The 26,359-nt window shown below is 69.2% G+C and carries 23 protein-coding genes and 1 riboswitch; of the genes, 16 read left to right on the forward strand and 7 right to left on the reverse strand.

Annotation, left to right across the window (positions count from 1 at the left end):
• The first annotated feature begins 82 nt into the window (after positions 1-82).
• A complete protein-coding gene (gene lat, locus ACRXBZ_RS23605) occupies positions 83-1,450 on the forward strand; it encodes an L-lysine 6-transaminase (RefSeq protein ID WP_433880953.1) in 1,368 nt (455 codons plus the stop codon).
• Positions 1,451-1,566: 116 nt separating this feature from the next.
• Here the strand turns inward: lat and ACRXBZ_RS23610 are convergent, their stop codons facing one another.
• The gene (locus ACRXBZ_RS23610; protein WP_433880954.1) at positions 1,567-3,141 is read right to left on the reverse strand and encodes a dolichyl-phosphate-mannose--protein mannosyltransferase; all 1,575 of its coding nucleotides are present in this window, start codon (positions 3,139-3,141) and stop codon (positions 1,567-1,569) included.
• Between the two features lie 94 nt (positions 3,142-3,235).
• On the opposite strand from ACRXBZ_RS23610, the gene rsmI reads away from it, so the two are divergent.
• The gene (gene rsmI / locus ACRXBZ_RS23615; protein ID WP_433880955.1) at positions 3,236-4,072 is read left to right on the forward strand and encodes a 16S rRNA (cytidine(1402)-2'-O)-methyltransferase; all 837 of its coding nucleotides are present in this window, start codon (positions 3,236-3,238) and stop codon (positions 4,070-4,072) included.
• A 129-nt stretch (positions 4,073-4,201) separates the two neighbouring features.
• On the opposite strand, the gene ACRXBZ_RS23620 is transcribed toward rsmI, so the two are convergent.
• Positions 4,202-5,509 (reverse strand): aminodeoxychorismate synthase component I, encoded by a 1,308-nt coding sequence (locus tag ACRXBZ_RS23620; protein ID WP_433880956.1) that lies wholly within the window; start codon positions 5,507-5,509, stop codon positions 4,202-4,204.
• Positions 5,510-5,672: 163 nt separating this feature from the next.
• On the opposite strand from ACRXBZ_RS23620, the gene ACRXBZ_RS23625 reads away from it, so the two are divergent.
• From ACRXBZ_RS23625 to ACRXBZ_RS23680, 12 genes are all read left to right on the forward strand, one after another.
• Positions 5,673-6,698 (forward strand): glycoside hydrolase family 183 protein, encoded by a 1,026-nt coding sequence (locus ACRXBZ_RS23625; RefSeq protein ID WP_433880957.1) that lies wholly within the window; start codon positions 5,673-5,675, stop codon positions 6,696-6,698.
• Positions 6,699-6,829: 131 nt separating this feature from the next.
• Positions 6,830-8,623 carry a methionine--tRNA ligase gene (gene metG, locus ACRXBZ_RS23630; RefSeq protein WP_433880958.1) on the forward strand — a complete coding sequence of 598 codons (1,794 nt, stop codon included), beginning with the start codon at positions 6,830-6,832 and terminating at the stop codon, positions 8,621-8,623.
• A gap of 104 nt (positions 8,624-8,727) precedes the next feature.
• Positions 8,728-9,561, forward strand: coding sequence for a TatD family hydrolase (locus ACRXBZ_RS23635; protein ID WP_433880959.1), 834 nt, complete (start codon positions 8,728-8,730; stop codon positions 9,559-9,561).
• A gap of 177 nt (positions 9,562-9,738) precedes the next feature.
• Positions 9,739-10,095, forward strand: a complete 357-nt coding sequence (locus tag ACRXBZ_RS23640) for a transglycosylase family protein (protein WP_433880960.1) — start codon at positions 9,739-9,741, stop codon at positions 10,093-10,095.
• Positions 10,096-10,671: 576 nt separating this feature from the next.
• On the forward strand, positions 10,672-12,165 hold the full coding sequence (locus ACRXBZ_RS23645) for a resuscitation-promoting factor (protein ID WP_433880961.1): 1,494 nt from the start codon (positions 10,672-10,674) through the stop codon (positions 12,163-12,165).
• Positions 12,166-12,287: 122 nt separating this feature from the next.
• Positions 12,288-13,157: a 16S rRNA (adenine(1518)-N(6)/adenine(1519)-N(6))-dimethyltransferase RsmA gene (gene rsmA / locus ACRXBZ_RS23650; protein WP_433880962.1), complete on the forward strand. Its 870-nt coding sequence runs from the start codon at positions 12,288-12,290 to the stop codon at positions 13,155-13,157.
• Between the two features lie 176 nt (positions 13,158-13,333).
• Positions 13,334-13,421, forward strand: a riboswitch (SAM riboswitch).
• 244 nt (positions 13,422-13,665) lie between these two features.
• On the forward strand, positions 13,666-14,688 hold the full coding sequence (locus ACRXBZ_RS23655; RefSeq protein ID WP_168586500.1) for a methionine ABC transporter ATP-binding protein: 1,023 nt from the start codon (positions 13,666-13,668) through the stop codon (positions 14,686-14,688).
• Positions 14,685-15,368: a methionine ABC transporter permease gene (locus ACRXBZ_RS23660; protein WP_168586501.1), complete on the forward strand. Its 684-nt coding sequence runs from the start codon at positions 14,685-14,687 to the stop codon at positions 15,366-15,368. The genes ACRXBZ_RS23655 and ACRXBZ_RS23660 overlap by 4 nt, the downstream gene beginning before the upstream one ends.
• Positions 15,369-15,430: 62 nt before the next feature.
• Positions 15,431-16,243 (forward strand): MetQ/NlpA family ABC transporter substrate-binding protein, encoded by an 813-nt coding sequence (locus ACRXBZ_RS23665; RefSeq protein ID WP_168586502.1) that lies wholly within the window; start codon positions 15,431-15,433, stop codon positions 16,241-16,243.
• A 331-nt stretch (positions 16,244-16,574) separates the two neighbouring features.
• Positions 16,575-17,531 carry a 4-(cytidine 5'-diphospho)-2-C-methyl-D-erythritol kinase gene (locus ACRXBZ_RS23670; RefSeq protein ID WP_210435579.1) on the forward strand — a complete coding sequence of 319 codons (957 nt, stop codon included), beginning with the start codon at positions 16,575-16,577 and terminating at the stop codon, positions 17,529-17,531.
• Positions 17,532-17,668: 137 nt separating this feature from the next.
• Positions 17,669-19,450: an ABC-F family ATP-binding cassette domain-containing protein gene (locus ACRXBZ_RS23675; RefSeq protein ID WP_433880963.1), complete on the forward strand. Its 1,782-nt coding sequence runs from the start codon at positions 17,669-17,671 to the stop codon at positions 19,448-19,450.
• A 77-nt stretch (positions 19,451-19,527) separates the two neighbouring features.
• Complete coding sequence (locus tag ACRXBZ_RS23680; RefSeq protein WP_433880964.1) at positions 19,528-21,180, forward strand: fatty acyl-AMP ligase; 1,653 nt, start codon at positions 19,528-19,530, stop codon at positions 21,178-21,180.
• A gap of 118 nt (positions 21,181-21,298) precedes the next feature.
• On the opposite strand, the gene ACRXBZ_RS23685 is transcribed toward ACRXBZ_RS23680, so the two are convergent.
• Genes ACRXBZ_RS23685 through ACRXBZ_RS23695 form a run of 3 tightly spaced genes read right to left on the reverse strand, consistent with a single transcriptional unit; the run spans position 21,299 to position 22,508 of the window.
• The gene (locus tag ACRXBZ_RS23685) at positions 21,299-21,475 is read right to left on the reverse strand and encodes a hypothetical protein (protein WP_433880965.1); all 177 of its coding nucleotides are present in this window, start codon (positions 21,473-21,475) and stop codon (positions 21,299-21,301) included.
• Between the two features lie 9 nt (positions 21,476-21,484).
• Positions 21,485-21,667, reverse strand: coding sequence for a DUF397 domain-containing protein (locus tag ACRXBZ_RS23690; protein ID WP_168586506.1), 183 nt, complete (start codon positions 21,665-21,667; stop codon positions 21,485-21,487).
• A complete protein-coding gene (locus ACRXBZ_RS23695) occupies positions 21,660-22,508 on the reverse strand; it encodes a helix-turn-helix domain-containing protein (protein ID WP_433880966.1) in 849 nt (282 codons plus the stop codon). The genes ACRXBZ_RS23690 and ACRXBZ_RS23695 overlap by 8 nt, the downstream gene beginning before the upstream one ends.
• Before the next feature lie 322 nt (positions 22,509-22,830).
• Between ACRXBZ_RS23695 and ACRXBZ_RS23700 the strand changes: the two genes are divergently transcribed.
• Both ACRXBZ_RS23700 and ACRXBZ_RS23705 read left to right on the forward strand, forming a co-directional pair.
• On the forward strand, positions 22,831-23,052 hold the full coding sequence (locus ACRXBZ_RS23700) for a hypothetical protein (RefSeq protein WP_433880967.1): 222 nt from the start codon (positions 22,831-22,833) through the stop codon (positions 23,050-23,052).
• Between the two features lie 13 nt (positions 23,053-23,065).
• Entirely contained in the window at positions 23,066-23,230 is a 165-nt protein-coding gene (locus ACRXBZ_RS23705; protein WP_433880968.1) for a hypothetical protein, read from the forward strand.
• A gap of 414 nt (positions 23,231-23,644) precedes the next feature.
• On the opposite strand, the gene istB is transcribed toward ACRXBZ_RS23705, so the two are convergent.
• Complete coding sequence (gene istB / locus ACRXBZ_RS23710; protein WP_433878131.1) at positions 23,645-24,460, reverse strand: IS21-like element helper ATPase IstB; 816 nt, start codon at positions 24,458-24,460, stop codon at positions 23,645-23,647.
• A complete protein-coding gene (istA, locus tag ACRXBZ_RS23715; RefSeq protein WP_433877559.1) occupies positions 24,457-26,064 on the reverse strand; it encodes an IS21 family transposase in 1,608 nt (535 codons plus the stop codon). Before istA ends, istB begins: the two co-directional genes overlap by 4 nt.
• Positions 26,065-26,359: the final 295 nt, after the last annotated feature.

Raw genomic sequence — 26,359 nt, forward strand, 5'->3', positions numbered from 1 at the left:
TTGCTTATTCGCGGATTCCTGATGTAATTCTTATTGACAAGTGATGCGCGACACCGCACCACGCGGCGCCGGGAGGCCGAACATGACCGCTCAGCACGAGACCGTTCGCGAAGTGGTACCGACCGACGTTCCAAGCCCGCGCGAGGCGGCTACCGACGCCGTCGCGGCGCTGAAAGCCCACGTCACCGGTGATCTGCTGGACATCGTCGTGGACCTTGACGCCGGCGACGGATGCCGGCTCCGCGACGCCCGGGACGGCACCGAGTACCTGGACATGACGATGTTCTTCAGCTCGGCGCCGCTCGGGCACGGCCACCCCGGCCTGCGCACCGCCGAGTTCGAGGCGGCGCTGGTGCGCGCCGGGCGGGTCAAGCCGTCCAACCCGGACTTCGCGACCACCGAGCAGGCCCACTTCGCCGAGACCTTCCGGCGCGTGGTCGGCGTGCCCGAGCTGCCGCTGCTGTTCTTCATCGACGGCGGCACCCTCGCGGTGGAGAACGCGTTGAAGGTCGCGTTCGACTGGAAGACCAAGGTCAACGCGCGCAACGGGATCGCCGTGCGCGGCAGCCGCGTGCTGCACCTGGAGCGGGCCTTCCACGGCCGCAGCGGCTACACGCTCTCGCTGACCAACACCGATCCGGCGAAGATCCGCGACTACCCGATGTTCGACTGGCCGCGCATCCCCAGCCCCGCGATCGAACCGGGCGAGCGGTGGGACAGCGCCAAGCTGCTGCCGGAGGAGACCGTCGCGCTCGACGCCGCCCGCGCGGCGATGCGCCGGTACGGCGCGGAGATCGCCTGTTTCGTGTACGAGCCGATCCAGGGCGAGGGCGGCGACCGGCACCTGAGGCCGCAGTTCCTGCAGGCCGTGCAGGGGCTCTGCCGGGACAACGACGTGCTCACCGTCGCCGACGAGGTGCAGACCGGCGCGCTGACCGGCCGGGCCTGGGCGCACCAGGCGCTCGGGCTGGAACCGGACCTGGTGGCGTTCGGCAAGCGGCTGCAGGTGTGCGGTGTGATGGGCGGTCGCCGCGTACTGGAGGTCGCCGACAACGCCTTCCGCGAGGCCAGCCGGATCAGCTCCACCTGGGGTGGTTCGCTGGTCGACATGGTGCGCGCGACCAGGATCCTGGAGGTCGTCGAGTGCGAGGGCCTGTTCGAGCACAGCCGGCAGATGGGCGAACTGCTGCTGGGTGAGCTCCGCGACCTGACGGCGGAATTTCCGTCGGTAATCCGCGACCCGCGAGGCCGCGGCCTGATGTGCGCGATCACCTTCAACGACCCAGCCAAGCGCGACCAGGCGCTGGCCGTCGCCCGCGACAGCTACCGCACGCTGTTCCTGCCCTCGGGACCGGACTCGCTGCGCTGCCGCCCGCCGCTTTCGGCCCGACCGGAGGAGATCGTCGACGCGGTGGCGGCGCTCCGCAAGACCCTGGCCGACCTGGGCTGAGGGAAGGACTCGTGAGTGGTGTTGCCGGTTCTTACCGGAACAGTTTCCGCAGTAAAAGGCCCGTGAGCGGTTTTGGGTGCCATAGCCCCCAAAACCGCTCACAGCCTTGTTCTTCCTCAACGCCAGGAGGGGAGCCAGAGTTCTGCTTGCCAGTGCTCTTGGGTGATCGGCTCCCCGTTGAGGATCGGCCACAGCCACACGAAGTTCGCCACCACGAGCCCCACGTACAGCGCCACCGCGAGCAGCCCCGTCTGCCGCCGCTCGAAGTGGTCCCGCGCCGTGCCGAGGACCTCTCCCAGCACCAGCACGATCCCCAGCACCAGGAACGGCGCCAGCGGCGTCGCATAGAAGTAGTACATCTGCCGGTCCAGGTTGGTGAACCACGGCAGGTAGCCCGCGCCGTAGCCGACCAGGACCGCCGCGTAGCGCCAGTCCATCCTGCTGGTCGCCCGCCACACGGCCCAGCCCGCGACGGGCAGCGCCAGCCACCACATCGCCGGGGTGCCGATCAGCATCGTCGCCTCGACGCAGCTCGCCCGGCCGCAGCCAGTCACCACGGACTCGTAGTAGTAGAGCATCGGGCGCATGCCCATCGGCCACGCCCACGGCTTCGACTCCCACGGGTGCGGGTTCTTCGGCGTGACCAGGTGGGTGTGGAAGTCCAGCACGTTGAGCTGGTAGTACAGCAGCGAGCGCAGCGGGTCGGGCAGGAACCCGAAGCCCACGTCCTCGGAGACCAGCGTCGCGTGCCGATCCGTCGCCGTCTCGCTGGCGAACCAGCCCGCCCACGTCGCGAAGTAGACCAGCAGCGGGATCGACACCAGGGACCACAACGCCGGCGCGGTGTCGCGCACCAGCGCGGCCCGCCACGGGTACCGGACCCCCGCCGCGCGTCGCGCCAGCGCATCCCAGATCACGCTGAGCAGGCCGAACGCCATGATGTAGTAGATGCCGTTCCACTTCACGCCGCAGGCCAGCCCGAGCATCAGCCCGGCGCCGAAGCGCCACCAGCGGAACCCCAGCCGCGGACCCCACTTGCTCGCGTCCAACCGGCCGTCGACGCAGACCTGCCACATCCGGCTGCGCACCTGGTCACGGTCGACCAGCAGGCAGCCGAACGCGGCGAGCAGGAACATCGCCTGGAAGATGTCGAGCATCCCGACCCGGGACTGCACGTGGCTGAGCCCGTCGCAGATCAGCAGCACGCCGGCGATCGCGCCCAGCAGCGTGGACCTGGTCATCCGGCGGGCGATCCGGACGATGAGCAACACCATCAGCGTGCCGGACAGCGCGGCCATGATCCGCCAGCCCCACGGGTTGTAGCCCAACAGCCACTCGCCGGCCGCGATCAGCTGCTTGCCCACTGGCGGGTGTGCGACCAGTTCGTACCCGGGGTTGTCCTCGTAGCCGCCGTTGCGCAGCATCTGCCACGCCTGCGGCACGTAGTGCTTCTCGTCGAAGACCGGGGTGCCCTCGTTGGTGGCATGCCCGAGATCCCAAAGCCGCACGAGACCTGAGACGATCGTGATCGCGATCGTGACCAGCCAGCCGCGCAGCCGGTCGGTGGGCATCGTCACGTCGAGCAGCGGACGCGGATCGCTCTCGCCCGGTTGCCGGGCCGGAGGCCTGCGGCCGACGTTGACGAGTTCGTCGGCGCTGCGGCCACCGGGATTGGGGACGAGGACGCTCACAGCCCCCGATCGTAGGAGACCAGCCGCGAAGCGGGTGGCCCGCCGCCCCGGGTGGCCCACACCTCGACGGCCTACGGAAATACGCTGTGCGGTTATGGACACCGGCACGCTCCTGCTCGCCGCCACCCCGCTCGGCGACGCCCGCGACGCCTCGGCGCGCCTCGTCGACGCGCTCGGCTCGGCAGACGTCATCGCCGCCGAAGACACCAGGCGGGTGCGCGCACTCGCCAGCGCGCTGGGCGTCACCCCCGGCGGCAAGGTGGTCAGCTACTACGAGGCGGTCGAATCGTCGCGGACGCCGATGCTGCTGGACGCGCTGCGCGAGGGCCGCACCGTCCTGCTGGTCACCGACGCCGGGATGCCGAGCGTGTCCGACCCCGGATACCGGCTCGTGTCGGCCTGCGCCGCCGAACAACTCCCGGTGACCTGCCTGCCCGGGCCGTCCGCGGTGACCACCGCGCTCGCGGTGTCCGGGCTGCCCTCGGACCGGTTCTGCTTCGAAGGCTTCCCGCCCCGCAAGCAGGGGGAGCGGCGCCGCTGGTTCGGCCGTCTGGTCGCCGAGGAACGCACCTGCGTGCTCTTCGAAGCACCGCACCGGCTCGCCGACACCCTGGCTGACGCCGTCTCGGTGCTCGGCGGTGAACGGCGGGCGGCGGTATGCCGCGAGCTGACCAAGACCTACGAGGAGATCCGCCGCGGCAGCCTCGCGGAGCTCGCCGCCTGGGCCGCCGAAGGCGTGCGCGGCGAGATCACCGTGGTGCTCGGCGGAGCCGAGCCGGCGGCAGCCGCCGATCCGGCGGAGCTGGTGCCGCAGGTCGAGGAGCGCGCCGCCGAAGGCGTGCGGTTGAAGGACGCGGTAGCGGAGGTCGCGGAGCTCGCGGGCGTGCGGAAGAAGGAGTTGTACGACGCGGTGCTCGCCGCCCGGAGGTAGCGGTCCGCGCGGGTTCTGGGGCAAGATCGCGAGACGCGTGGTTGCCGTGCTGGGCCTGCATTGGCAGGTCAACATGATCGAGCCCGAGGGCTTCAGCGATAGCAGCCCAGAAGACTCACCAGCGGGGATCTATTCGAGCAGCGACAGCACGGGGGCGGCCTTGGTGAGCACTTCCTGCCACTCCCGGTCCGGGTCGGAATCCGCGGTGATCCCGCCGCCGACACCCAGGTGCAGCACGCCGTCGGCGTACTCCAAGGTGCGGATGGCCACGTTGAGCTCCATGCCCGCGACGGGCGAGACCATGCCGACCGCGCCGCAGTACGCGTCGCGCGGCTGCGACTCCAGCTCCGCGATCAGCTCCAGCGCCCGCACCTTCGGCGCACCGGTCACCGAGGCGGGTGGGAACGTCGCCGACAACAGCGCCGAGTGCGGCAGGCCGGCGGGGATCTCCGCCCGCACGTCCGACACCAGGTGCCACACGCCGGGGTGCGGCTGCACGTCCAGCAGCCGGGGCACCGTCACCCGGCCGACCTCGGCGACCCGCCCGAGATCGTTGCGCGCCATGTCCACGATCATCACGTTCTCCGCGATGTCCTTGGTGGACGACCGCAGCAGCTCGGCATTGCCGTCCTCGTGCGGCCCCCGGCGCGGCAACGTGCCCTTGATCGGGCTAGAGCGCACCACCGGACCGTGCCGGGCCAGGAACAACTCCGGCGACAACGACGCGATCGCGCCCCACGATCCGGCGACGTAAGCGGCCCGCGCGGGCCGCAACCGCGCACTACCGGCGGCGAAAACCTCCAGCGGATCGCCCCGGAACGGCACCTCGAACCGGCTGCAGATGTTGGCCTGGAAGATCTCGCCTGCGGCGATCTCCTCCACGCAGCCGCGCACGGCTTTGCCGTGCTGGTCGGCGTCCGGTCTGCCGACCGGACCCGCCTCCCAGGTCGCCGGCGGCGGATCGCCTGCGGCGACCACCTCGGCGAGTTCCGCGACCAGGTCCGGTTCTGCGGCGCGAAGCGCCTCGAACCACCACTGCCCGTCGGAGTCGAGGCGGAGCACGTGATCGGCCCAGCCCCACGCGGCCGGCGGCAGGCGTCGGGGGCGGGTGTGCTGCCCGGGGTCGGTGAGGCCGTAGCCGAGGTAGCCGATCCACCCGCCGCCGACCGCCCCCGGCTCCGCCTGGCCAGGGCCGTTTGGCGGGCCCGAGCTGCTCGCGTCGCCGGAGGGGCCTGGCAGGTCCGGGGTGGTGAAGGCCAGCTCTGGCGGGGTCGCGGCGATCTGCACGGATGGGGCGAGGACGGCGGAGCCGCCGAACCAGTCGCCGGTCAGCGCCGCCGGCGGCGGTAGCCCGCGGCGACGCGCGCGAGCCGCGAGGCGGCGCAGCACCTGGGCCGCGCTCGCGTCGCCGTCAATCGGTCGGGTGAAGACCGGCACGCCGACAGTATGACCACGCCCAACCCAACGCCTGCTCCGGACCGGCATCCGCGTTGCCGGGGACACGGCCCATCACGCGCGCCCCCGCCCTGGGTAGCTGTTCCTCCTGATCAGAGCCGTCCGCCCAAAGCTGCCGCCGGGCGCCGTTCTGTACGGTGGCGGCATGGTGCGCGTGCTCTCTGCGACCAGGCTCACGAGGATCACCGGCGAGGACTCCTGCAACCGCACGGCCAGCCGGTTCGGCATCCGCGCGACCGACCTCGGGATCATGTGGGACGACCGCCGGGGCGGCGTGCTGGCGGCGTTCGGCGACACCTACGGCGATGGTTGGGGCGGGCACGGCGCGGGCCCCGGGCATGCCGACTGGCGGTACAACGTGATCGCCCGGTCCACCAACACCGATCTCGACGCCGGCCTGAAGTTCGACTCGGTACTGCAGCGCGAGGACGGCATGGCAGGGCAGGTGCTGCCCGGCGACCGGACCGGGGTGCCCGAACACACCGTGATTCCCACCTCCGGTATCGCGGTGGGTGGCCGGAACTACCTGCACTACATGTCGGTCCGGCACTGGGGGACGCCGGGCGTGTGGCACACCAACTACGGCGCGCTCGCGCACTCCGACGACGGCGGAACCACCTGGACGAAGTCCGAGACGGCGGTGTGGCCGAACCGGCGGCAGTCTTGGCTGAGCCGGTTCCGGCGGCGCGACCAGGGCGGGCACCCGTTCCAGATGATCGGTTTCGCGGGCGTCCTGGACCGCCGCGTGTACCTGCTCGGCACCCCGAGCGGCCGGTTCGGAGCGGGGCACCTCGCCCGCGTCGGCGCCGATGACCTGCTCGAGCCGGCGGCCTACCAGTACTGGACCGGGGCGGGCTGGGGCGCCGACCCGTTCGCCGCCGAACCGGTGCTGCCGGGCCCGGTCGCCGAGCTCTCGGTGCAGTACAACCGGCACTTCGGCCTGTGGTTCGCCGTGCACCTCGACGAGCACCGGGCGGCGATCGTGCTGCGCACCGCGCCGGTTCTCACCGGGCCGTGGACCGACGGCGAGGTCGTCGTGTCCGGCGCCGACTACCCGGCGCTCTACGGGGGCTTCCAGCATCCGTGGGCCACGGACCGGCCGGCGATCTACTTCACCCTGACCCAGTGGGGTCCGTATAACGTTGACTTTTTTCGTGGTGATTTGGCGTGATACGTCCGTGAGCGTTTTTGGGTGCCGCAGCGCCCAAAAACACTCACAGATCATTCTGGGCGCGCCACACGACGCTCCACTAACCAGAACCCGTTCGAGATCAGGTCCTCCGGAACCGTAGGCTAACCACTATGAGTGCCTCTGTGTTGACCGCTGTGGCCTGGCCCTATGCGAACGGCCCGCGGCACATCGGCCACGTTTCCGGTTTCGGTGTGCCCTCGGACGTCTTCTCGCGCTACCAGCGAATGGCGGGCAACCGGGTGCTCATGGTGTCCGGTACCGACGAGCATGGCACCCCGATCTCGGTCCAGGCCGAGAAGGAGGGCCTGACCACCCGCCAGCTCGCCGACAAGTACAACCGGGTGATCGCCGAGGACCTGCAAGGCCTCGGCTTGTCCTACGACCTGTTCACCCGCACCACCACCGGCAACCACTACCAGGTCGTCCAGCAGATCTTCCTGGCGCTGCACCGCAACGGCTACATCGTGCCGAAGACCACCACCGGCGCGATCAGCCCGTCCACCGGCCGCACGCTGCCCGACCGCTACATCGAGGGCACCTGCCCGATCTGCGGTTACGACGGCGCGCGCGGCGACCAGTGCGACAACTGCGGCAACCAGCTCGACCCGGCCGACCTGATCAACCCGGTGTCCCGGATCAACGGCGAGAAGCCGGAGTTCGTCGAGACCGAGCACCTGTTCCTGGACCTGCCGGCGTTCACCGAGTCGCTGGGCAAGTGGCTGTCCACCCGCACCGGCTGGCGGCCCAACGTCCTGAAGTTCGCCCAGAACCTGGTCGAGGACATGCGGCCACGGGCGATCAGCCGGGACCTCGACTGGGGTGTGCCGATCCCGCTGGACGGCTGGCGCGACCAGCCGATGAAGCGGTTCTACGTCTGGTTCGACGCGGTGATCGGCTACCTGTCGGCCAGCGTCGAGTGGGCCCGCCGGACCGGTGACCCGGACGCCTGGAAGCAGTGGTGGACCGACCCGGCCGCCCAGGGCTACTACTTCATGGGCAAGGACAACATCACCTTCCACGCCCAGATCTGGCCGACCCTGCTGATGGGCCACAACGGCCAGGGCGACCGCGGTGGCGAGGTCGGCCCGTACGGCGAGCTGAACCTGCCGGACGAGATCGTCTCCAGCGAGTTCCTCACCATGAGCGGGTCGAAGTTCTCCACTTCCCGCGGCACCGTGATCTACGTGCGGGACTTCCTGCGCGACTTCGGCCCGGACACCCTGCGGTACTTCATCTCGGTCGCCGGGCCGGAGAACCAGGACACCGACTTCACGTGGGACGAGTTCGTCCGGCGCACCAACTTCGAGCTGGCCAACGAGTGGGGCAACCTGGTCAACCGGTCCATCTCGATGGCCGCGAAGAACAACGGTGCGGTGCCCGCGCCGGCCGCGCCGCAGGCCGCCGACGAGGAGCTGAAGGCGTTGTCCCGCAACGCTTTCGACACCGTCGGCGGGCACCTGCAGCGGTCCCGGTTCAAGGCCGCCGCGCAGGAAGCCATGCGGGTCGTGTCGGCGGCGAACAAGTACCTGTCCGACCAGGAGCCGTGGAAGCTCAAGGAGGACCCGGACCGCCGGGACGCCGTGCTGCACACGGCGCTGCAGGTAGTTTCCGACGCGAACACGCTGCTCACACCCTTCCTGCCGCACTCGGCGCAGAAGGTGCACGAGCTGCTCGGCGGCTCCGGGGTCTGGTCGGCGCAGCCGGAGATCCGCGAGGTCACCGACCTGGACGACGCGAGCATCGAGTACCCGGTGCTGATGGGCGACTACGCCACCGAGCAGGCGTCGTGGCGGTCCACCGAGATCGAGGCCGGGCGGCCGCTGCAGAAGCCGACGCCGCTGTTCGCCAAGCTGGACCCGAAGCTCGGCGAGACCGGCCCCGAGTGGGCCCCGATCGAAAGCTGACCGACCGAGGTGGGTTGCAATTTCAATGGAAATCGAAGCCCCGATTTCCATTGAAATCGAAGCCCTGATTTCAATGGAAATTGCGCATGCACGTGGGAGGTGCGATGAGCAAGCGTGACAAGAAGCGGGAGTTGCCGCCGGTGCCGGAGGCGCTGCCCGCCTCGGCGGTCGACGCGCACACCCACCTCGACGCGTGCGGTGCGAAGACGCCCGACGAGGTGCGCGCGATCGTCGATCGCGCGCAGGCCGCCGGGGTCGGCCGGGTGGTGACCGTCGCCGACGACATCACCTCCGCGCAGTGGGCCGTCGAGGCGTCCACTTGGGACGACCGGGTGTTCGCCGCGGTGGCGCTGCACCCCACCCGGACCAAGGACTTCGACGACGCCGATCGTGAGGTCCTGGAGCAGCTTGTCGAGCACCCGAGGGTCGTAGCGGTCGGTGAGACCGGGCTCGACTACTACTGGGACTACTCGCCGCCGGAGCCGCAGCAGGAGGCCTTCCGCTGGCACATCGACCTGGCCAAGCGCGCCGGCAAGCCGCTGATGATCCACGACCGCGAGGCGCACCAGGACATTCTGCGGATCCTGGCCGCGGAGGGCGCCCCGGAAACGGTGGTCTTCCACTGCTTCTCCGGGGACGCGGAGTTCGCCCGGGCCTGCGTGGACGCCGGCTACGTGCTGTCCTTCGCCGGGACGGCGACCTTCCGCAACGCCAAGGCGCTCCGGGAGGCCGCGCAGCTGGTGCCGCTGGAGCAGTTCGTGGTGGAGACCGACGCGCCGTTCCTGACCCCGCACCCGTTCCGCGGGCGCCCGAACGAGCCGTACTGCGTCAATTACGTCCTCCGGGATCTCGCCGAACTCCGTGGCATGACGCTCGAAGAACTGGTCGTAGCGACAACGGCCACTGCCGAGCGAGTCTTCCGACTCGATCAGGCGTAATCCCGCCCCGCCGGTTCTCACTCGCTGTCTTTTGATATCGGGTGCTGAGCCGCGCCCGCTTGCGGTCCGCGACGCCGTCCCTACCGTCCACTTTGGAAGCCGGGATGGGGACAACCCCGAAACTTCGCCCGCTGGACGGAGGTCCTCCTGCCCGGAGGCACGGCAGTCAGGATTGCGATGAAGTTCGGTTTGTTCGCGAAGGCGACGGTAGTGGCGAGCGTCGTGGTCTGCGGTGGCGCGCCGATGGTGGTGGCGTCTCCAGGTGTGCCGCCAGCCGCACGAGCGGGCGTTTGGGACCGGCTGGCGAGGTGCGAGTCGGGCGGGAACTGGGCCGCCAACACCGGCAACGGCTACTTCGGCGGCCTGCAGTTCAACCGCCGAACGTGGGCGGCCCACGGCGGCGAGAAGTACAACCGGTACCCGCACCGGGCCTCGCGGGAGCAGCAGATCGTCGTCGCGGAAGCGCTGCGCAGCACCCGCGGCGGATTCGGCGCCTGGCCCGCGTGCGCGCGGAAGTTGGGCTTGCCGAGGTGAGGTGATCAACTCGACCCGGGGGCCCGACCCCACGGGCGAGGGGAGGGTGGGACCGGCCCGGGCGCGTTGCGTGCTCGGGCCGGACTCATGTTCCGGCCCGAGCCGATCATGGAAACCGCTGGTGTCGGGGACGTGTGATATGTCACCAGGGCGCGCGGTGGCTCAGTAAACGGACCGTCGGCGGTACCCCCGAATGGGTCAAAGTGGGGCGATTTCGCTTACTGATCGTGCTCGGTTGCGCGGCAAGGCGTCGTAACGCAGATCACATGCGTGATCGGGGTTCTTGGCTCCCGCCATTGATCACGCTAGAGTCTCGGCCTCGTAACCGATGACAACCAGTCATGGGGAACACCCGTTAGTCTCGCCGGTGTACGTCGGGGAAGCGGGCCACGGGCAGCGGTGCTCGCGGTCGGCGAGGGCGGCGCTTGGCTACGGGAGTCGGATACAGACACGAAGCACGAAGGTTGTGTGCCCGCAAGGACCGAGGGAGTTGAGCGACGACATGGGTCTCGCCCGACGCCGCCCCCGTTCCGCACCGTGCGAGCGCGACTTCCGCCTTCGGGAGGTAACGACCCTGTGAACGGACGCGGCGAGCCCAGCTATCCCGGCCATGCCCATCGGTCGGACGACGGCTACTGGGCCGAATCCTTCGAACCTGCGACGGACTGGTTCACCCCGGTTCAGGCCGACCAGCACACCGCTGTCGGACTCCTGGACCGCCCGGAGCCGCAGCGCTACCCGGCCGAGGACCACCCGAGCTTCCCGCCGGGCGCGCTCGAGATCACGCCGGCGGACATCTACGAGGTGCTCGGCCCGGACGCCGAGGACATGCTCGCGACCGCCGAGATCGACGTCGACGAGGTCATCCGGCTGATCAGCGCCGAGACCATCGTCTTGCCGCCGCTGGTCATCCCGGACGCGCTGCCGGAGGGCGAGGAGAGCGACGCCCCGCCGCAGGAAGTCGTCGAAGCGATCACCACCTGGAAGCGGCGCTTCCTCAAGGGCACGGTGGCCGGCGTGCTGCTCACCCTCACCGGCACCGGCGGCGCGGCTGCCGCGATGGACAAGTCGGTGACCGTCGAGATCGACGGGCACGAGCGCACCATCAGCACCTACGAGGGCACCGTCGGTGAAGTCCTGGAGGACGAGGGCATCACCGTCGGCCAGCACGACGCGCTCAGCCCCTCCCCGCAGGCCAAGGTCAGCCACGGCGACACCATCACCCTCGACCGCGGACGGCTGCTGAAGCTGACCGTCGATGGCGAGCAGCGCGAGGAATGGGTCCGCTCGGTCACGGTGGACCAGGCGCTGCACCAGCTAGGCGTTCAGGCCGATGGCGCGTGGGTCTCCGCCGACCGCACCATGGCCGTGCCCGAGCAGGGTATGGACCTGGTCGTCAAGACCAGCAAGAACATCACCATCATCGACGGGGCGAACGAGCCGCGGCAGCTGACCACCACTGCCGTCGACATCGACGAGCTGGTCCGGGAGCAGCAGCTCGAACTCGGCCCCGAGGACGCGATCACCCCCGGCGGCGACCAGCGGCTCGTCAGCGGTGCCGAGGTGCGCATCGACCGCACGGGCAGCACGGTGATCAACATGACCGTGCCGGTCCCGCCCCCGGTGCAGGAGGTCGTCGACAACACGATGTTCAAGGGCGAGGAGCGGGTCGAGTTCCCCGGCACGCCCGGCGAGAAGATCGTGTTCACCCGGGTCACCACCCGCAACGGCGAGGAGACCGGGCGGGAAGCCGTCGGCGAGAAGATCACCAAGGAAGCCCAGCCCAAGGTCGTGCGGGTCGGCGGCAAGCAGCCCCCGACCTACGGGGTCTGGGACAAGCTGGCGCAGTGCGAGGCCACCGGGAACTGGGCGGCCAACACCGGCAACGGCTACTACGGCGGCCTGCAGTTCAACAAGTCGACCTGGGACGCCTACGGCGGCGACCAGTACGCGCCGTACCCGCACCAGGCCAGCCGCGAGCAGCAGATCGCGGTGGCGGAGAAGGTCCGCGCGGCCCGGGGCGGCGGCTACGGCGCCTGGCCGGGTTGCTCCTCGAAGCTCGGCCTGTGAGCTGACCTAGCCGGGATTTCCAGGCCCATTTCGTCAGGTGAGGGGCACCCGTGGACGCCACGGGTGCCCCTCCCTCGTCACCTGGTCGGGGTGGTGAGTTGGGGCGCGGGTAGTTTTTCGGTGTGGACGACCAGCAGGCGACGCTGCTCGGCCCGGCCGACGTGCGCCGGCTGGCCGGGGAACTCGACATCCGACCGACGAAGAAGCTCGGCCAGAACTTCGTGCACGACCCGAACACCGTGCGCCGGATCGTGGCCGGCGCGTCGGTCTCCGCCGACGACGTCGTGCTGGAGGTCGGCCCCGGCCTGGGCTCGCTGACGCTCGCGCTGCTGCCCGCTGCGGGCGCCGTGACGGCGGTCGAGATCGATCCGGTGCTCGCGGCGCGGCTGCCGCGCACCGCCGCCGAGTTCGCCCCGGCGCTGGCCGATCGCCTCACCGTGATCGAGGGCGACGCACTGCGGGTCCGCGCCGACGACTTCCCGGCGCCGCCGACCGCGCTCGTCGCGAACCTGCCGTACAACGTCGCCGTGCCGGTGGTGCTGCACCTGCTGGCCGAGTTGCCGAGCCTGGCGCACGGCCTGGTCATGGTGCAGTCCGAGGTCGCCGACCGGATGGCCGCCAAGCCGGGCAGCCGCGTCTACGGCGTGCCGAGCGCCAAGGCCGCGTGGTTCGCCGACGTGCGCCGCGCGGGTCCGGTGCCGCGCAAGGTCTTCTGGCCGGTGCCCAATGTGGACTCCGGCTTGGTGTCGTTCCGGCGCATCGAGCCGCCGTCGACCGAGCCGCGCCAGGACGTCTTCCGCGTGGTGGACGCGGCGTTCGCCCAGCGGCGCAAGACGTTGCGCGCCGCGCTGTCCGGCTGGGCCGGGTCCGCGGCCCGGGCGGAGGAGGTTCTCCGCGCCGCTGGGGTGGATCCGGCCGTCCGCGGCGAGCAGTTGGAGATCGGCGATTTCGCGCGCATCGCAGCGGCCGCGGCTACCGAGAGCGGTCGCTGAACCACCCGTCCGGACGCTTGCCATCCCGAGATCGGCCCGCTACGCGGAGTCACCGATAACACCTGGTGTGCCGGGAAAATTCCCTCTCGTCCGGGTGTGTGATTTGGCAAACGATTTCGGAAAGTGACGACTATCAACTTGCGCTGGAATCCGCCAGTGGGGTCTACTATTCGGGAAATCCATCCCGAGCGGCCGAGAGACCTGGCTCCGCGAAGCCGCAGCAACCACCCGGTGGGCAGGTGCTAACGCCAGGACCGATGGAGTTGTTGTGGAATCCAAAGCGCTGCCGGCCAGCCCGCTTGCGGGTCAGACCCGGACCCAGCCGGTCCGACCCCGGCGAAACCACATCCGGAGGCTGCTGACGCAGCGTCGCGTCATCGACCACGGGCGCCGCACCACCACCGCCTGTCGTCGCGAGATGTGACCCAGCCCTTCCTCCCTTTCCGAAGTTCCTTGGCCTGTCGCCCTTTCGCGTGCGCGGCCGTCGCGAGCTGATGTGGAGCCGATCGTGATCACAGTCGAGAACCTGACCAAGTCTTTCCAGTACAACAACGGAACCGTCCGCGCCCTCGACGGCGTGACGATGGAGGTTTCGGCCGGCGCGGTGTGCGGTGTGGTCGGTCCGAGCGGGGCCGGCAAGTCCACCCTGGCCCGGTGCATCGCGCTGCTGGAGAAGCCGGACAGCGGCGCCATCCGCGTCGACGGCACCGACCTGGTTTCCCTCGGCGGCAAGTCCCTTCGCGCCGCGCGCCGGCAGATCGGCGTTGTGCCGCAAGGAGATTCGCTGCTGCGGCAGCGCACTGCCGCGGGCAACGTCGCGTTGCCGCTGGAAGCGGCCGGTATCAGCGGCCCGCAGCGGCGCACCCGCGTCGGCGAGCTGCTGGATCTCGTGGGCCTGACCGACAAGGCCTCGGTCTACCCCGACCAGCTCTCCGGCGGGCAGCGCCAGCGGATCGCGGTGGCGCGTGCGCTGGCCGCCAAGCCTTCGGTGCTGCTGGCCGACGAGCCGACCTCGGCGCTCGACCCGGGCACCACCGACTCGGTGCTCACCGTGCTGGACCGCGCCCGCGCTGAACTGGGTGTCACCGTGCTGGTGGTCACCCACGACATGGCCGTGGTGCGCAAGATCGCCGACGACGTCGCGGTGCTGGAGAACGGCCGGGTCGTCGAGCACGGCAAGGTCATCGACCTGGTCGCCGAGCCCGGCAGCCGGGTGGGCGCCACGCTGCTGCCGGACACCGACCAGGCCGAGTCGTTCCGGCCGGCCGGCGGCCGTCGGCACGACGTCGTCGCCGAGGTTGTGCTGGTCGGCTTCGCCGCGGTCGGCGCGCTGCTGCCGGAGGCCGCCAGCCAGTTCGGGGTCGACCTCGCGATCCTGGGCGGCGGGCTGACCCGGCTGGGGGACACGCCGGTAGCGAAGTTCAAGGTCGGCCTGAGCGGCGAGCGCGCCGAGGCGGCCCTGAAGTGGATGGTCGAGCGGGACGCGCATGTGCGACGTGCCCCGGTTTGCGTTGACGGAGCTGCTGCGTGAGTGATGTGACCCCCTGGTCGGAGGTCCTTGGAATACTTGGTGAAGCGACGATCGACACGCTCTACATGGTGTTGGTGTCGACCCTGCTGGCGGTGCTGGGAGGCCTGCCGCTCGGTGTGCTGCTGCATCTGACCTCGCCGGTCGGCCTGAGCCCGAAACCCGCGCTGTACCGGGTGCTCGGCGCGGTCGTCGACGTGGTGCGGTCCGTTCCGTTCGTCGTGCTGCTGGTGGTCCTGGCGTCGTTCACCCGGCTGCTAATCGGCACGTCGATCGGCAGCACCGCGGTGATCGTGCCGCTGACCATCGGCGCCGTCCCGTTCTTCGCGCGGTTGACGCAGAACGCGTTGCGGGAGGTCAGCTTCACCGTGGTCGAGGCCGCGATCACGACTGGATCGAGCCGGCTGCGGATCGTGTGGACGGTGCTGCTCGGCGAGGCGCGGGCCGCGCTGGTCGGCGCGGTCGGCGTCACCGCCGTGGCGCTGATCGGCTACGCCGCGATGGCCGGCGCGATCGGCGGCGGCGGGCTGGGCACGACCGCGATCCAGGACGGCTACCAGGGCTACGACGACCGGATCCTGTGGGGATCCGTGGTCGTGCTCGGCGTGCTGGCCTTCGCGATGCAGCTGATCACCGACCGCACCGCGAAGCTGGTCGACCGGCGGCGAACCGCGACCAGCTGACACCCCTGAAACCACCCCTTGCCCGGGGACCTTTCCACTCTGTCCAGAAAGGACAAACCCTGATGCGTTTGCGTTTTGCTGCCCTGGTGGCCGCGGCCGGCCTGGCGCTGGCCGCGTGCGGGAGCGGCGGCAGTTCGGCTGCCGAGGACCCGAACGCCCCGCTGCGGATCGCGGTCAGCCCGACCCCGCACGGCGAGATCCTGCAGTACGTCAAGGACAACTTGGCGCAGCAGGCCGGGATCGGCATCGAGATCACGAAGTTCGACGACTACAACCGGCCGAACGAAGCCGTCGCGCATGGTGAGCTGGACGCGAACTACTTCCAGCACCAGCCGTACCTGGAGGAGTACACCAAGCAGCGCGGTGGCTCCTTCGTCTGGATTCAGGCGGTGCACCTGGAGCCGCTGGCGGTGTATTCCAAGCAGTTCAAGTCGCTGCAGGAGATCCCGAACGGCGCGACGGTCACGCTGTCCAACGACCCGGCCAACCAGTTCCGCGGGCTGAAGCTGCTGGAACAGGGCGGCCTGCTCAAGCTCAAGCCGGAAGCGGCGGTGGGCACCCGGCTGGAGTCGGCGATCGCCGAGAACCCCAAGAACATCCAGCTCAAGGACCTGTCGCCGGACCAGCTGCCGCGCTCGGTCGATGACGCCGCCGCCGCAGTTGTCAACGGCAACTACGCGATCAAGGCGAACCTGCAGAACCCGATCGCTGTGGAGAGCCCGGAGAACAACCCGTACGCCAACGGCCTGGTGACGACCCCGGCGCTGGCCAAGGACCCGCGGATCCTGAAGCTCGCCGAGCTGCTGCGTTCCCAGCAGGTCAAGGACTTCATCAACCAGAAGTACGGCGGCGTCGCCGTCATCCCGGCGTCCTGACCGGAGTTTCCCCGAAGCGAGGGGCACCCATGACCCAGTTCTGGGGCACGGGTGCCCCTCACCGTTTTGTGCTTTGTTCTTTGAAGCGGCGCCAGCCGCTTAGCTCACCCTCGCAGCTTGCACCGCCGCGGGTTCTCAGACGTCGTCTGGCGAGGACAGCCCCGAAGCCGCGTATTGGACATACGTAAATCGGGGATCCCGGAGTCCAGACGGCGTCTGAGGTTCCGCTACCCGCACCGCCACGCAAGAGGAGTTCGGAGACCTTGGGGTCTGTGCGCAGGGAAGCAAGCGGTGGGCTTTCGCGGACACGTACGCTCTAAGAGTGCTCTCCGTGGTTCCTACCCCCATCACCGTTCGCGTCCCGGCCAAGGTGAACCTGCACCTGTCGGTCGGTGACCCGCGCCCGGACGGCTACCACGAGCTGGTCACCGTCTTCCAGGCGCTGTCGATGACCGACGAGGTCACCGTGCTGGTCGCCGGGGAACCGGGCATCGACGTGCACGGCGAGGGCGCGGATTCGGTGCCCACCGGGCCCAGCAACCTCGCGTGGAAGGCCGTGCAGCTGCTCGCCGAGCACAGCGGGCGGGATCCGGAGGAACCCGGGGTGCGGCTGTCGATCAGCAAGGGCATCCCGGTCGCCGGCGGGATGGCCGGGGGCAGCGCCGACGCGGCGGCGACGCTGCTGGCGCTGAATCACCTGTGGCGGCTGGAGCTGGGCCGCGACGAGCTCAGCGAGATCGCCGCGAAGCTGGGTAGCGACGTGCCGTTCTCGCTGCAGGGCGGCACGGCGCTGGGCACCGGCCGCGGCGAGCGGCTCGTGCCGGTGCTGGCCCGGCACACCTTCCACTGGGTGATCGCGTTGGATCGCCGTGGCTTGGGCACGCCCGGCGTCTACACCGAGCTCGACCGGCTGCGGGCGGAATCGAGGCCGAACCGGGTCGGGGAGGTCGAGCCGCTGCTGGAGGCGCTGTCGTCCGGCGACCCGCGGCAGCTCGCCCTGCTGCTGGGCAACGATCTGCAGGCAGCGGCTGTCTCGCTGCGGCCCGGGCTGCGGCGCACGCTGCGCGCGGGCGTGCAGGCGGGAGCGCTCGCGGGGATCGTGTCCGGCTCGGGCCCGACCTGTGCCTTCCTCTGCACCGACGCGGACGCGGCGGTCCACGTGGCGGCCGAGCTCTCCGGCGCGGGGGTGTGCCGCACGGTCCGCGTCGCGCACGGCCCGGTCCCGGGCGCGCGGATCGTTTCCGAGGAACCCGCGCACCGCCCGACCCCGCCTCAGGTCCACGCCTGAAGTCCAGTTTCAATTGAAGCTGGACGCTGAAACTGGACGCCTAGGACATCCGGTGACGCAGTTTCAAATTGAAACTGCGCCGGGACGACCCCAGCCCGTGATCACGCAACGCAGTTGATGGAGTAGACGAGCACCCGATGGTGAACCTGGTCAATCTGGAGTCGGTCAGCAAGAGCTACGGCGTGCGCCCGCTGCTGGACGGAGTTTCGCTGGGCCTCTCGGCGGGCGAGCGCATCGGGGTCGTCGGGCTCAACGGCGGCGGCAAGACGACGCTGCTGGAGGTCCTCTCCGGCATCGCCGAACCCGACAGCGGCCGGGTCAGCCAATCCCGCGACCTGCGGATGGCGGTGGTCACGCAGCGCACCGAGCTGCCCGCGGACTCGACCGTGCGCAACGCGGTGCTCGACCCGCACGGCTTCAGCGCCGAACACGAATGGGCGGCCGACCCGCGCGTGCGGTCGGTGCTCACCGGCCTTGGCATGACCCGCCTCGGCCTGGACACCCCGGTCACCGACTTCTCCGGCGGCGAGCGCCGCCGCGTCGCGCTGGCCGCCGCGCTGGTGCGCGACCTTGACCTGCTGGTGCTCGACGAGCCGACCAACCACCTGGACATCGAAGGCGTGCATTGGCTGGCCGACCACCTGCTGGAGCGCAAGTGTGCGCTGGTGATCGTCACCCACGACCGCTGGTTCCTGGACACCGTCTGCAACCGCACCTGGGAGGTCGTCCAGGGCCGTGTCGAGCAGTACGAGGGTGGATACGCCGACTGGATCTTCGCCCGCGCCGAACGCGCCCGCATCGCCCAGCAGGCCGAGGAGAAGCGACAGAACCTCGCCCGCAAGGAACTCGCGTGGCTGCAGCGCGGTGCGAAGGCCCGCACCTCGAAGCCCCGGTACCGGATGGAGGCCGCCGAGGCGCTGATCGCCGACGTGCCGGACCCCCGCGACACCGTCGAGCTGGTCGCGTTCGCCAAGCGGCGCCTCGGCAAGACGGTGCTGGAGCTGGAGGATGTCGACCTCCGGATCGCGGACCGCGCGCTGCTGGACGCCGTCACCTGGCGCATCGGCCCCGGCGACCGGATCGGCCTGGTCGGCGTCAACGGCTCCGGCAAGACCACGCTGCTCAAGCTGCTCGCCGGGGAACGCGAACCCGACGCGGGCAAGCGCGTCGAGGGCAAGACGGTGCGGCTGGCGCACCTGACCCAGGAACTGCACGACCTGCCCGGGCAATGGCGGGTGCTGGAAGCGATCGAGGACGTCGCCGAGCGGGTCACCCTCGGCAAGTACGAGTTGTCCGCGTCGCAGCTCGGCGAGCGCTTCGGGTTCGGCAAGGGGCGGCAGTGGACGCCCGTCGAGGAGCTCTCCGGCGGCGAGCGCCGCCGCCTGCAGCTGGCGAGGCTGCTGATGGCCGAGCCGAACGTGCTGATCCTCGACGAACCCACCAACGACCTCGACATCGACACGCTCCAGCAGCTCGAAGACCTGCTGGACAGCTGGCCGGGCACGCTGGTGGTCGTCTCCCACGACCGCTACCTGGTGGAGCGGGTGTGCGACAGCGTGCGCGCGCTGTTCGGCGACGGTCGGCTCACCCACCTGCCGGGCGGTATCGACGAGTACCTGGAGCGGCGGCAGTCGCTGCTGGGCGCCGCCGAAGACAGCGTCGGCAAGCAGGCGACCGATGCGGCGAAGCCGCGAGGGCTCTCCGGCGCGGAGGAGCACGCGGCGCGCAAGGAGCTCGCGCGCTGCGAGCGCCAGCTCGACAAGCTCTCGGAGCGCGAGGCGGGCCTGCACGAGAAGCTCGCGGAGGCCGCGACGGAGCCGGAGCGGCTGGCTGAGCTGAACGTGGCGCTGCGGGCGCTGCACCAGGAGAAGGACGACATCGAGACCCGCTGGATGGAACTCGCCGACCAGCTCGGCTGACCGGAAGTCGTCAGACCGGCACCCACCCGAGTGGCGGACGCTGTGCGGCCGATCACGGTGCTCGTAAGCTGCGTCACATGAGTCGGTTCGTGGAGACACTGGTGGCGTCCGCCCGGGAGAACTCTGGTGCGCAGGCGCGGGGGCTCACGACGGGCGAGCCCGAACAACCGTGGTTCCGGACGTGGGCTGAGGTGCACGCCGATGCGCTGCGGATGGCCGGGGCGCTGGGCGACGACCTCGGGCCCGGGCGGGTCGTCGCGATCCTCGCCGCAGATCCGGGGCTGATCGCGCCCGCCGTGCAGGCCGTGTGGCTCGGCGGCGGCAGCGTGACCATGCTGCACCAGCCCACGCCGCGCACGGACCTCGCGCACTGGGCCGAGGACACCGTTCGGGTGCTCAAGATGATCGGTGCGCGGCTGGTGCTGCTGGGCGCTCCTTTCGAGCAGTTGGCCGGGGTGCTCGAGGAGAGCGCGATCGTCTACCGGGACCTGGGCGGCCTCACCGGCGGCGAACCGCTCGCCGAGCCGGTCGCGGTCGACGAGGACGCGACGGCCCTGCTGCAGCTGACCAGCGGCTCCACCGCCGAGCCCAAGGCGGTGCGGATCACGCACGGCAACCTCTACGCGAACCTGCGGGCGATGGTCGCCGCCGTCGGTCTCACTCCCGAGCGCGACGTCGCGGTGTCCTGGCTGCCGCTGTTCCACGACATGGGGATGGTCGGTTGCCTGACGGTCCCGATGGCCATCGGGATGTCCGCGGTCAAGGTCACCCCGGCGGACTTCCTGGCCCGGCCGCTGCTGTGGCCCGAGCTGATCAGCCGGTACCGCGCGACCGTGACCGCCGCGCCGAACTTCGCCTACGCCATCGTGGCCCGCCGGATGGCTCGCGCCGACGACGGCGACTTCGACCTGTCGAGCCTGCGGTTCACGCTCAACGGCGCCGAACCCATCGATCCGTCGGCGGCGCAGTCGTTCACCGACGAGGGCGCCCGGTTCGGACTCCGCCCGAACTGCATGGTGTGTGCCTTCGGGATGGCCGAGGCCACGCTCGCGGTGTCCTTTGCCCCGCTGGGCCGGGGTTTGGAGGTCGACGTCATCGATGCGGACGCGCTGGAGCAGCAGCACCGGGCGGAGCCTGTATCGCCGGATGCCAAGCGGGCGCGGCGGTTCGCGCTGCTGGGCCACCCGCTGCCGGGGCTGGAGGTCGACGTCGTCGACGACGCCGGGCAGCAGCTGGGGGAGCGGCAGGTGGGGCGGCTGCGGATCCGGGGCGCGGCGGTGACGCCCGGCTACCTCACGGTTGACGGGCCGCTGTCCACACAGGACGAAAACGGCTGGCTGGACACCGGGGACGAGGGGTACCTGGTCGACGGGCAGGTGGTGATCTGCGGGCGCCGCAAGGACGTGATCATCATGGGCGGCCGCAACATCTACCCGGTGGACATCGAGCGGGCCGCCTGCCAGGTCGAGGGGGTGCGTGCGGGCAACGCCGCCGCGGTCCGGCAGGACGCCGGGAGCCGCCGCGAACGCTTCGCGGTGGTGCTGGAGTCGCGCTTGGCGGGCGACGAGAACGCGGAGAAGGCGCTGCGCAAGGAGGTCGCGGCCCGCATCGTCGACGCCGTGGGCGTCCGCCCGTCGGCGGTCGTGGTGCTGGCTCCGGGTTCGCTGCCGAAAACCCCGTCCGGGAAGCTCAAGCGAGCCGCGACCACGTCCCTGGTCCCCAGCAAGTGACCAATGTGGACGGACGGAACCCGTTCGTGCGACGGGTGAAGGGCACCTTTGAGAGAATCTGAGCCCTGACCAGTGGGTTTAAAGTTTGTGAATCTTGTCCGGTCGCGTGGAGGCCGTGTCAGGCTGCGAGCTGATCGTTGGCGGTGAATTGTGCGCAGAAGTCGTCGATCGCGGCACGTGCCCGGTTGGGCGAGAAGGGCAGCATATGGGTGTGCACGCGGAGCGTGAAGCCCGGATCTTTATGGCCGAGATAGTCGGCTCGCTCGATGATGCCCCGGCGGGAGCGCCGGGGCATCGGATCTGATCACGCGTCGAATCGTCCGCGCTTCACGTTCATCATGAATTCCGCGAATTTATCCGGATCAAACCGCAAGTGCGCCCCGCCGGGTTCCTTGCTATCCCGAATAGCGCGTACGTTCTCTACATTCGTCGCCACTTCGACGCACTCCTGAGAACCGCTGCGCGAAGACTTGCGCCACTTAAACATCTAGTTCCTCCACGCGTCTTTCGATTATGGATCGGGTTTCGCCTTCGTCAGCGGCCACAGCATCCAGCTTGATCGCGGCTTCTTCGAACGCCTCAACGTCCTGTACTTCGTGAAAGAACGCGCCTGATCCGCGACGCTCTTCCAGGTAGCAAACCGGCGTTGTAGATGAGAATTCGAACAGCGTAAAGCTCCCGTCGAGAAGGGTGTGCGCTCCGCGGCTGAATGGAACCGCTCTGATCGTAATGTTCGGCTCCTTGCTGCGATCCAGAAGTGTGAGAAGCTGCGTGCGGATCACATCCCGACCGCCGACCATGTGATGCAACACAGCTTCATCCAGATACGCTACAAAATCCTTGCGCGGCTCCTGGCTCAGGATAATCTGGCGGCCTATCCGCAACGAGACTCTATGCGGGCGATCTTCGCTCGGTACTTCCAGTGCATCAACAAGGGCACGCGCGTACTCGACGGTTTGCAGCAACCCGGGAACCAGTGCGACAGCTGCCATCGTGATTCTGGTAGCTCGGGCTTCCAAGGTTTGAAACGCGGCAAGCTGCGCGGGAATCTCGAATACTGATGCAGTCCACCACGTCGATGAAGTGAGATTGCGGGCCATCATGAGCAATCGCTCATGGTCAGAACCACGGACACCGTAAACACTCAGCAGCGCCGACACGTCGTCTACACCGATCGAGCGATCTCCGGTCTCGCTCCGGCTGAGCCATGATTCCGACTTGTCAAGTTCCGCAGCAGCGGCCTTGAGGCTCAAGCCGGCTTCTTCACGCAGTTTCCGCAGCTCAGCGCCAAGCCCGAAAGTTCGGATTGGTCCGCTCGGCCTCTTCATCGACTTCCCTTCTTGACCACGTGCCAAGGCTACCGCCCCATCCCGTTTCGTTGGAATATTCACCGCCTTGCGCAAGTTGCAGCAAGGCTGTCAAGCTGCCGCAAGGATACGAGTTCTACCCCCAGAGATGGAGCGTCATGGCCGGCCGCAACACAGAACTAGCGCCACCGACGCAACATCCGATGTCTTCCGTCCGACGCGACACGTCGACAGGCGACCGCGTGGCGCGCGGCGGAACGGTGGGGCCGGTTCGTTCCCCGGCCACGAAGACCGGCCCCACCCCTAGGCGTGCTGATGAGAGTTTCGAATGACGGGAGTTCTTATGCCCGAGACACAGGCACAGCAGCGCTACTTCTGGCTGCCAGTACCGGACGAGTCCAGCGACTACGGCCTTGTACGGCATGCCTTCGCCGGTACCCGTCTACACGCGGGCCCAGCCGATGACTCGTTCTGCGGCAACACCTTCGCCTTGGCCAACCCATCCGAAATGGACTGGATTCACGCCAAACGTGCCAGGAATGCAACGCGCTGCTCAAGGAAATGAAGGGGTGGCCGACATGACCTTTCCCCTGAGATGGCCGGACGGCACACCCGTCGGCCCCGGACCCGACAACGCGCCGACTCCTGAAGAGCACATCCGGCTGTCCAACGAGTCGATCATCTGGACACGGATCAACCCACAGCTCAAAGACCGGATCCTCCAGCGACTCCGCGCGCTATAGACCCGGCTCAATGCCGCCAACCTCCCCCTCAGCAACGGCGGCATCGAGTCGCGCGGCCGGGCGGAGTGGACGCCCCCCGACACACACCGTCCGGCCGCTTCCCAACCCCAACAAACACAACCTGAACAGATCGATCAAGACACGTCGCCATGTTTGGCCGACCCCGCTGCAATCAAGGGCCGAATGGCCACACGCGACACGCTAGAGATGAACCTGCCCGGCATACCTGCCGACCCCACCGACTACCCAGCGACACCACCACCAGCCTGGCGTCCACCATGGACAATCCGCCCTATTTAAGACAAACAAACCTCACGGAAAAGACAACCAGCGCCGATCCCGCCCCCCACACGTGTCATTTGCCACGAGGAAGGGACCGGGGTATTGCCGCGGGGATGGGACCACGTGGTCGGCTCAGTGAGCATCGTGGTCTCCCGTCGTGGTGGTGTCAATGGACGCGTCGGAGGGCGCGTGTCCGGGTTTCTGTCGTTGCCGGTAGGACTCGCCCTCGATGACGAGTTCGTGAGTGGTGGAGGTGAGCCGGTCGACGGCGGATTGGGCGAGGAGGGGGTCGCTCATCATGGCCAGCCACTCGGCAGGCTCGCGGTTGGAGGTCAGCACGGTGGACGCGGTGTGGTGACGGGCCACGACGAGCTCGTAGAAGTCGGCGGTCTCGGTGGCGTGCAGGGGCTGGAGTGCGAAGTCGTCGATGAGCAGGAGCCGGACCTGGGTCAGCCGGCGCATCTCGGCCTCGACGCTGTTGTCGAGGCGGGCGGCTTTGAGTCGTTTGAACAGCGCGTCGGCGCGGAGCATGAGCACGCTGTGGCGGCGGCGGACGGCGATGTGCCCGAGCGCGGTGGCCAGGTGGGTCTTGCCGACCCCGACCGCTCCGAGCAGGCAGGCTCCGTGGGGCCCGTCGAGGAATCGCAGGCTGGTGAGTTCGTTCCAGAGGGTGCGGTCGTAGCGCACCGCGGCGGACTCGTCCCAGGTTTCGATGCGCATGCCGGGGTCGAGGCCGGCTTTGCGGGCCCGTAGCTGCGCGGACTGGGTGTCGCGGCGGGTGGCCTCGTCGGCCAGCACGAGCTCGAGGAACGCCGCGTGCGAGAGGTGCTGCTGTTTGGCCAACGTGAGCCGTTCGGGCAGCGTGTGGAGCATCTTGCCGAGCTTGAGCGCCCGCAGCACCTGCTTGAGCTCGGGTGAGACTGGGTCGATCATCGTTGTGGCGCTCATCGGGTCGTCGCCTCCCCTCCGCCGTCGATCACTTTCATCCAGTACGGCTTGACCCGCCGGAACTCGCGCGGATCGCGGGCGAAGCGGGCTGGGGTGGCCGCTCGTGCGGCCGCCGGCGCCGGGGTGGGGGTGTTCTCGGTCGCGTGCTCCAGCATCGAGGCGATCTTGGTGACGGAGATGACGTCGATGTCCAGGGCTTTCCCGCACGCGGTGTCGGCTGGTCCGGAGCCATAGCGTTTGGCCAGCCCGAGCAGCCGGTAGACCTGCCGCATCCGGGTCCAGGGCAGCTTGTCGTCGAGCAGTCGTTCCGCGTAGATGCCGACGTTCTCGCCGTGCGCGGCGGCGGCGCGGGTCAGCCGCTGCAGGTCACGCAGCGCGTAGGCGGTCTTCTCGGCGGGCAGGTCTTCGGGGTCGGTGCAGCGGCCACCGGGGCGCTGCCGGGGATGGGTCTTGATCAGCTGGCCGCGGTGGAACAGCTTGACCAGTTCCGCGTCCGCGCGGGCTTGGACCTGCTGGCCGATGTAGGCCTTCGGGGCCGAGTACAGCGCCTTGCCAACCTGAACGTGGTAGTCGCGGTGCACTTTGACCTCGACATAGATCGGCACCTCATACGGCGTCTCGGGGGCGGGCAGCAGCGCGGTGGCCTCGTGCTCGGCGAACACCTCCGCCGGGCGGGCGTGGATCGTGCCATGGATCCGCAGCCCGGCCTTGTCCCGGCACCAGGTCTCGGCGCGGGCCTGGGCGTCGGCCAGGTCCACAAAGGTCTCGCCAGCGAAGAAGTTGCCGCGTACGTACTGCACAGTCCTCTCGACCCGAGGTTTGTCCTGGGGTGAGCGGACCCTGGCCGCGTCCGTGACGAAGCCCCTGGCCTGCGCGTACTCCAGCCAGCCCACGGTGAACTGCGGATTGACCGCGTCCGCCTTGGCCACCATCGCCGACGCGTTATCCGGGATCAGCACCCGGAACACTCCATCGAAGTGCCGCCACGCCGCCTCGCACCCGGCCACGACGGCCTCCAGCGTCTGCGCAAAGGTCAGCCACACGAACATGTGCCGCGAGAACACCGCCGTGAAGATCAACGCGTGCACCACGCGGCGCCGCCCCGCCGACGGGTCATACAGCAGCCCCATCTTGGCGAAGTCGATCTGGCACTCCACGCCCGGCGTGCCATCGGCCACCCGCACCGTGTCTCCAGCGCCACGGTCCCGGTAGCCGGTGCGCTCCACGCAGAAACGGTGCAGCGTCCGATGCGGCACCACCACCCCCTGGCGGGCCAGCAACTCCCCGATCTTGACCACCGTCAGGTCCTTGCCGACCCACTCCACGATCTGCTCACGCTCGGTCTCCAGGCTCTCCCACGCCGAGCCACGACCAGCCGGGCGATCCGGGCGCACCCCGGCCACCACCTGCCCGATCAGCTCGTCGGTCAGCTGATCCTCGCCGCCGTCACGATCCAGCCCCGCCGCCACCGCCGCATCGGTGTAGCGGCGGACCGTCTTACGGTCCACCCCGGCCTGCTCAGCCACCCTCCGCAGACCCTTACCCGCCATCCAGGCCCGCAACATCTCCCGAACTTCGATCACAGCAACCTCCCGGTACGCCATCCCACAGGACCTCCAAGTCGATCAACTTGGATCGATCCCATGTGGACAATCGAGAACCGTCCCGGCACGACACGCCAGGTGGTCCCATTAGTGGCAACCAAGTGGTCCCATGACCATGGCAAAACACCCGCTTCAGTGGTCCCTAGTTCGTGGCAGCTGACACCACACGGCATCGCCACCACGACCGAAGCCCCACCGCAAGGACGCCTCCAACCACGCGACGGGGCTTCACCCATTACCACCGCAACAAACAACGGAGCCAGCCAACTCAAGAAGCCAGCAGGGAAAGCAGGTT

The sequence above is a fragment of the Saccharopolyspora hattusasensis genome (genome assembly GCF_050972075.1).
GTDB lineage: Bacteria > Actinomycetota > Actinomycetes > Mycobacteriales > Pseudonocardiaceae > Saccharopolyspora > Saccharopolyspora hattusasensis.

Bases quoted from the DNA above. Each gene is read 5' to 3' on its own strand.
- lat (WP_433880953.1), top strand. From the start codon at position 83: ATGACCGCTCAGCACGAGACCGTTCGCGAAGTGGTACCGACCGACGTT.
- rsmI (WP_433880955.1), top strand. From the start codon at position 3,236: ATGGACACCGGCACGCTCCTGCTCGCCGCCACCCCGCTCGGCGACGCC.
- ACRXBZ_RS23625 (WP_433880957.1), top strand. From the start codon at position 5,673: ATGGTGCGCGTGCTCTCTGCGACCAGGCTCACGAGGATCACCGGCGAG.
- metG (WP_433880958.1), top strand. From the start codon at position 6,830: ATGAGTGCCTCTGTGTTGACCGCTGTGGCCTGGCCCTATGCGAACGGC.
- ACRXBZ_RS23635 (WP_433880959.1), top strand. From the start codon at position 8,728: ATGAGCAAGCGTGACAAGAAGCGGGAGTTGCCGCCGGTGCCGGAGGCG.
- ACRXBZ_RS23640 (WP_433880960.1), top strand. From the start codon at position 9,739: ATGAAGTTCGGTTTGTTCGCGAAGGCGACGGTAGTGGCGAGCGTCGTG.
- ACRXBZ_RS23665 (WP_168586502.1), top strand. From the start codon at position 15,431: ATGCGTTTGCGTTTTGCTGCCCTGGTGGCCGCGGCCGGCCTGGCGCTG.
- ACRXBZ_RS23675 (WP_433880963.1), top strand. From the start codon at position 17,669: ATGGTGAACCTGGTCAATCTGGAGTCGGTCAGCAAGAGCTACGGCGTG.
- ACRXBZ_RS23680 (WP_433880964.1), top strand. From the start codon at position 19,528: ATGAGTCGGTTCGTGGAGACACTGGTGGCGTCCGCCCGGGAGAACTCT.
- ACRXBZ_RS23685 (WP_433880965.1), bottom strand. From the start codon at position 21,475: ATGCCCCGGCGCTCCCGCCGGGGCATCATCGAGCGAGCCGACTATCTC.
- ACRXBZ_RS23690 (WP_168586506.1), bottom strand. From the start codon at position 21,667: ATGTTTAAGTGGCGCAAGTCTTCGCGCAGCGGTTCTCAGGAGTGCGTC.
- ACRXBZ_RS23695 (WP_433880966.1), bottom strand. From the start codon at position 22,508: ATGAAGAGGCCGAGCGGACCAATCCGAACTTTCGGGCTTGGCGCTGAG.
- ACRXBZ_RS23700 (WP_433880967.1), top strand. From the start codon at position 22,831: ATGCCCGAGACACAGGCACAGCAGCGCTACTTCTGGCTGCCAGTACCG.
- ACRXBZ_RS23705 (WP_433880968.1), top strand. From the start codon at position 23,066: ATGACCTTTCCCCTGAGATGGCCGGACGGCACACCCGTCGGCCCCGGA.
- istB (WP_433878131.1), bottom strand. From the start codon at position 24,460: ATGAGCGCCACAACGATGATCGACCCAGTCTCACCCGAGCTCAAGCAG.
- istA (WP_433877559.1), bottom strand. From the start codon at position 26,064: ATGGCGTACCGGGAGGTTGCTGTGATCGAAGTTCGGGAGATGTTGCGG.